The sequence below is a fragment of the Streptomyces sp. NPDC127084 genome (genome assembly GCF_042724175.1).
GTDB lineage: Bacteria > Actinomycetota > Actinomycetes > Streptomycetales > Streptomycetaceae > Streptomyces.
Genome location: NZ_JBHXFA010000038.1, coordinates 1 through 2,586, shown reverse-complemented (window position 1 = coordinate 2,586; position 2,586 = coordinate 1). Strand labels below are relative to the sequence as shown.

Here is a 2,586-nt window from a genome sequence, read left to right as displayed (position 1 = left end):
CCCAGGCCCGGACAGGGCCTGGGCGAGACCGCGGAGCCCGCTTCCGGACGGCGCGGTCAGCGCGGTTACGCGAATGGCGAAGATCGCTCCGGGCGTAGTTCGATGCGTCGGACGTATGTGCCCGTCTACGTTCGGCATATGGATGTCATCGAGGTGGTTCCCCGACTGCACATGCTGCGCTTCCCGATCGGCCAGGCTTATCTCTGGCGCGACGGTGAGGAGTTGACTCTCATCGACGCGGGGTACGCGGACGCGGCCGACGAGATCGAGGAAGCGGTACGAGGGCTCGGTGCCGACCCATCGGCGATCAGCAGGATCGTGCTCACCCATTGCCATCGCGACCATGTGGGCGCGGCCGGGGAGCTCGCGGATCGACACGGGGCGCAGGTGCTGGCGCACGCCCTGGACGCCCCGGTGATCCGCGGTGAGGTCCCGGTGCCGGAACCTGTGCTGCTCGACTGGGAGGTCCCGCTCTACGAGCACGGGCTGACGGTGCCGAAGGCACCGCCGACACGGGTGCACCGCGTGCTCGTGGACGGGGAGGACATCGGGTTCGGCGGTGGGGCCCGGGTGGTGCACGTCCCGGGCCACACCGATGGCTCGATCGCCGTGCATCTGCCACGCCACGGTGTGCTGTTCACCGGCGACGCGGTCGCGGGCGTGGGTCGGGTGATGCTGGGCGTGTTCAATGTGGACCGCGAGGCGGCCTGGAAGTCGATGCGCCGGTTGTCCGGTCTCAAGCCGTCCGTCCTGTGCTTCGGGCACGGGGATCCGGTGACCGTGGACGCCGCGGAGCTGCTGAGTGAGGCAGCCGGGCAGGCGCACGCGGACCGCTGACCGTGCGCCCCGGCTCCGTCTATCCGATGGGGGTCCCGCCCTCCAGGGCGATCACCTCGCCGCGCTCACGGGCTCGCAGGGCCCAGCGCAGCCGCTCGTAGCGGTGCGGCGGAAGCAGCGACGATGCCTCCTCCTCGGACACGAACCGCCAGGCCCGCAGCTCGTCGCCGGGCAGCCGGATGCCGGCGGCGGCTCCGGCGTCGAGCCGGCCGCCGTCGAAGAGCATCCGCATGCCGCCGTAGCCGGGCGGCCGTGGCTGCTCCCAGTCGACGACCAGCAGCCGGGGCATGGTGTCGAGGTGTATGCCGATCTCCTCGGCCACCTCCCGCACCCCCGCACGGGCCGGGGACTCGCCCGGCTCCACCACCCCGCCGGGGAACTCCCAGGCCGGCTTGTAGGTGGGGTCTACGAGGAGCACCCGGTCGTCGGAGTCGAAGAGCAGCACCCCGGCTGCCACGGTCTCCGCGGTCGGCTCCGGTGTCTGCACGATGTCGCAGGCTCCTGAGGAGCTGTTGAGTACGGCTTCGGCGATGGCCTCGGCCGTTTCCCGGGGCGTCAGATACGAGGTGTCGATGACATGGGCGTCGTCCCTGAGCCAGCCGAGCGCCTGTTGGTAGGGCTCGATGTGGTCGTAGGCCCACTGCCGTACGCGCTCCCCGGCACCGGGGACGTCCGGCTCCTCACGTGCGGCGATCCGGGCCCGCAGGATCGTTTCCTCCGGGGCGAGCAGGACATGGCGCACGGGTATGTGGCGAGCGGCGAGACCGCCGAAGACCTCGTCCCGGTACTCCTGGCGCAGCAGCGTCATGGGGACCACCAGGACCCCGCCGCCCACCTCGCTGAGCAGCGCGGACGCCGCGTCCACGACCAGCCGCCGCCAGATCGGCAGGTCCTGGTAGTCGGTCACCTCTTCCAGGCGTTTGCGCGGCAGGAGATGCCGCAACGCCCCACCGATCACCTCGGGGTCGTACAACGTGCTGTTCGGGATCAGATCGATCAGTTCGCGAGCAGCGGTGGTCTTGCCCGCGCTGAACGTACCGTTGATCCAGACGATCACGCTTGCCCCCTCTTTCCGTAGCCCCCAGTGGACTTTCGGCTACACCCTGCCATGAAACCCGCGCGTGAGCGGAGGGGCGGGGGGGGCGGGTTCCGGTCCGAATCGGCCCCGGACACGGTCTCACCACGCAAGCGCGAGTCGCCCGGCGCGAAGGTCACCGCCGTGCCGAGCGCCTCATCGACTCCGGCCCGGGGAAGGCCTCTTGGCAGTCGCGCTGGCCGCGCACCGACCGAGGCGGCGCCGCCTGCCGCCCCGCCGAAACGGCCACCGCCGTCGCAGCGTGCATCAGTCCCCGGCGTGGCCGCCGTCGCGCGGGCCGATGGCCGACCGGGCTGCGGCTGCCGCTCCCAGGAGACCCGCATCCGTCCCGGTGCGCGCCGGGGCCACCACGAGGTTCCGGGTGAACGAGAGCGCGGCGTAGTCGTGGAGTGCCTTGCGCAGGGGGACGAACAGCACGTCTCCGGCGCCCGCGACTCCCCCGCCGATGACGGCGATACGGATCTCGACAAGCGCCGCGACCCCCGCGATCGCGGCGGCCAGCGCCTGGGCGGCGCGTTCGAAGGAGGCTGCGGCGATCGGATCGCCCGCCGTCGCGGGCGCCGCGCCCCCCCCCGCCCCCCTGTGCACCGCCCCGGCGGGGGGCCCCCCCCTTTTGTTGGCGCGGGGCGGCGTAATTTGTCACCGCGCCGAAC

2 protein-coding genes and 1 pseudogene are annotated in these 2,586 nt (G+C 72.0%); 1 reads left to right on the top strand and 2 read right to left on the bottom strand.

What is annotated here, in order from left to right; all coding sequences use genetic code 11:
- The first annotated feature begins 138 nt into the window (after positions 1 to 138).
- A complete protein-coding gene (locus ACFWI9_RS11950; RefSeq protein ID WP_387161034.1) occupies positions 139 to 837 on the top strand; it encodes an MBL fold metallo-hydrolase in 699 nt (232 codons plus the stop codon).
- 19 nt (positions 838 to 856) lie between these two features.
- Here ACFWI9_RS11950 and ACFWI9_RS11945 read toward each other — a convergent pair whose 3' ends face one another.
- Positions 857 to 1,894 (bottom strand): NUDIX domain-containing protein, encoded by a 1,038-nt coding sequence (locus tag ACFWI9_RS11945; RefSeq protein WP_387161032.1) that lies wholly within the window; start codon positions 1,892 to 1,894, stop codon positions 857 to 859.
- Positions 1,895 to 2,179: 285 nt separating this feature from the next.
- A pseudogene (locus ACFWI9_RS11940) lies at positions 2,180 to 2,557 on the bottom strand (ROK family protein); the annotation flags it as partial.
- Positions 2,558 to 2,586: the final 29 nt, after the last annotated feature.

Excerpts from the sequence above, each read along its gene's own strand:
- ACFWI9_RS11950 (WP_387161034.1), top strand. The coding sequence starts at position 139 with ATGGATGTCATCGAGGTGGTTCCCCGACTGCACATGCTGCGCTTCCCG.